Origin of the sequence: Actinoplanes sp. NPDC048791 (genome assembly GCF_040650095.1) — a bacterium.
GTDB lineage: Bacteria > Actinomycetota > Actinomycetes > Mycobacteriales > Micromonosporaceae > Actinoplanes.
Genome location: NZ_JBEZGQ010001143.1, coordinates 1 through 2,470 on the forward strand (window position 1 = coordinate 1; position 2,470 = coordinate 2,470).

The following is a 2,470-nucleotide window of genomic DNA, read 5'->3' on the forward strand; positions in this document are numbered from 1 at the left end:
GCGTCGGCCCGGCCCTCACCGGGCGTCGCCGGCAGGTGCCGGACCCCCTGCACGACGTCGTTCGGCGCCGAAGCGCGGCGTCAGCACCGCGACGGTCCATTCGCGAGCCAGATCCTCGGACTCGTGCAGCAGGACCGGGTACGGCCCGGCCGGCAGCTCCGGCGGGTGGGTGGCGACGACACCGACCACCGCGACGGCCGCCAGCTTCGCCACCGGAGCGTCTCAGGAAGGCCGGCCGGCCCGGGCGACCAGTGCCGCCGCGATGTCACGGACCTTGCGGTTGCCCTGCTGGGAGACGCCGATGAGGATCTGGATCGCCTCCTCCGGGGTGCACCGCCGCTCGCCCATGATGATGCCCTTGGCCTGCTCGATGACGGCCCGGCTCTCCATCGCCAGCTGCATCTGCTGGGCCAGGGTGACCTGCACGTCGTAGACGTGGGCGTTGCCCAGGGCCGCGGCGGCGTACGCGGCGAAGGTCTGGGCGAGCGCGACGGCCTCGTCGTCGAAGGCGTCCGGCGCGGTGGAGTAGACGTTGATCGCCCCCGTGACCCCCTCCTCCACGGGCAGCCCCACGGCCAGGGCGCTGCGCACACCGGCGTCCACGGCCCGGGCGGCCCAGTCGGGCCAGCGGCTCTCGCTGTCGGTGTGCGGGGTGGCCAGGGTCTGCAGGGAGGCCGCGGCGTCCAGGCACGGGCCGTGTCCCTGCCGGTACTGCGCCTCGTCCAGGTCCAGGGCGAGCTCGGCGGTGAAGGCGGCGGTGGCCGGGCCGGTGGGGCGTACGAGGGTCACGGAGACCGCGTCGGCGCCCGGAACAGTGGCTTGGGCCAGCTCCGCGACGATCGTCAGCACGCCCTCGAGGTCCGTCTCGCCGAGCTTGATCCGGCCGAGCCGGGCGAAGGCCTCGGTGGCGGCGGGCCGGTGCGTCTCGGACATCAGCGGTCTCCTTGCCGGCCGCGGTCGGCCAAGGTCACACGCTACCCCCTCGACGGGCCGGCAAAGTTGAACCGGTTCAAGCGTTTTTCGGACAGGCCCCGGAGGCCGGGCGCAGACTGCTGTCATGCGGATCGGAATCATCGGCGCCGGTGAGCTGGGCGGATCGCTGGCCGAGTGGTGGACCCAGGCCGGTCATGACGTCGTCGTCAGCTCCTCGCCCGCCGCCACGACCACTGTCACCGCGACGGACGCCGCCACTTTCGGTGACGTCGTGCTGTTCGCCCCGGACTGGGCGACCGCGCACACCCTGATCGACGCCACCGCGGGCGCGCTGAGCGGCAAGCCGGTGCTGGACGCCACCGACCCGGTGATCTGGGACGGCGGCTACCAGCGGGCCGTGCCGGGCGACCTCAGCGGCATCGAGACCCTGGCGACCTGGGCACCCGACGCGCACTGGGTCAAGGCGCTCAACACCTGCACGCCCAGCGTGCTGCGCCGGCGCCGCGGCCGGGACCCGCTGCTGGCCGAGTTCATCTGCACCGATCACCGGGACGCGCGCAGTGCGGCGACCCGGCTGATCCAGGACCTCGGCTTCGCGCCGTTCTTCGCCGGCGGGGCGAGCAACGCCTGCCTGACCGAGGCCGGCGGGCCGCTGCGGATGCGGGAGATCGATGTGGCCGACGCGACGGCGGTCTTCGCCGAGGCGGTCGGCTCCGCGCGGTGAGCCGGCGCGTCACGAGGGTCCGCTACGCCTGCGCGGCGAGGGCCGCTTCCAGGGCGGTCGCGTGCGGATGGGTGATGTCCGGCAGCACGCCGCTGCCCTCCCAGTTGCCGCCGGTCACCGCGTCGCGGACCTCGGCCTCGGGCAGGAAGCCCAGCACCTGCGGAGTCAGCCGGACCGGCGTCACATGGTCGGCCGCGCCGCGGGTCGGCTCGCCCACCACGGTCGCGCGTCCCCGCACTTGCAGGTGATACGCCAGCGCCTCCGCCGAGGAGTATGTCCGCGGGCTGGTCAGGACCAGCAACGGCTGGGTCAACGCGCTGCCGGGCGGGGAGTCGTTGGTCCACCACTGCCGGCTGCGGTCCCGGTAGAGCACGTCGGACAGCTGCTGGGCGGCGTCACCGAGCAGCGGGCCCGCGACCGCCGCCAGGGTGGCCGGGTCACCGCCCCCGTTGTCATGCAGGTCCAGCACCAGCCGGGTGGAGTCGCGGGCGAGGGTCAGGGCGGCGTCGAGGTACGGCCGGGCGATCGCGTACGGCTCGAGCGCGTCCAGGGTCAGCACGCAGGTGCCGTCGTCCAGTCGCCGGACGGAGGTGACGCCCGCGGCCTTGCGCCGTACCAGTGCGGGGTCCGGCGGCGGCCAGCCGTTGGGCTCGTCGTCGGCCTGCTCCGCCCCCGCGGGGTCGAAGTGCAGCTCCAGGTGCCGGGAGTGGACGTTCGCGCATTTCTGCAGGGCCCGGCAGCCGGCCGCGTCGTCCGGCTCGTGGCGGCCGGCGAAGGCTGCAGCGAGGTCGGTGGTGTGCCCGTCTAGCCGGG

4 protein-coding genes are annotated in these 2,470 nt (G+C 74.3%); 1 reads left to right on the forward strand and 3 read right to left on the reverse strand.

Annotated elements, in window-relative coordinates; all coding sequences use genetic code 11:
- Window positions 1-15: 15 nt before the first annotated feature.
- Together AB0C29_RS43415 and AB0C29_RS43420 are read right to left on the reverse strand one after the other, a co-directional pair.
- Window positions 16-213 carry a hypothetical protein gene (locus tag AB0C29_RS43415; protein ID WP_360833500.1) on the reverse strand — a complete coding sequence of 66 codons (198 nt, stop codon included), beginning with the start codon at window positions 211-213 and terminating at the stop codon, window positions 16-18.
- A 9-nt stretch (window positions 214-222) separates the two neighbouring features.
- Window positions 223-933: a GAF and ANTAR domain-containing protein gene (locus AB0C29_RS43420; RefSeq protein ID WP_360833502.1), complete on the reverse strand. Its 711-nt coding sequence runs from the start codon at window positions 931-933 to the stop codon at window positions 223-225.
- 124 nt (window positions 934-1,057) lie between these two features.
- Between AB0C29_RS43420 and AB0C29_RS43425 the strand changes: the two genes are divergently transcribed.
- Window positions 1,058-1,657 carry an NAD(P)-binding domain-containing protein gene (locus AB0C29_RS43425; protein WP_360833504.1) on the forward strand — a complete coding sequence of 200 codons (600 nt, stop codon included), beginning with the start codon at window positions 1,058-1,060 and terminating at the stop codon, window positions 1,655-1,657.
- A gap of 22 nt (window positions 1,658-1,679) precedes the next feature.
- On the opposite strand, the gene AB0C29_RS43430 is transcribed toward AB0C29_RS43425, so the two are convergent.
- The coding region (locus AB0C29_RS43430) for a S41 family peptidase (protein ID WP_360833506.1) at window positions 1,680-2,470 on the reverse strand (791 nt) is incomplete at its 5' end.

What these genes read in the sequence shown, in the direction of transcription:
- AB0C29_RS43420 (WP_360833502.1), bottom strand. Translation starts at nt 933, where the DNA reads ATGTCCGAGACGCACCGGCCCGCCGCCACCGAGGCCTTCGCCCGGCTC.
- AB0C29_RS43425 (WP_360833504.1), top strand. Translation starts at nt 1,058, where the DNA reads ATGCGGATCGGAATCATCGGCGCCGGTGAGCTGGGCGGATCGCTGGCC.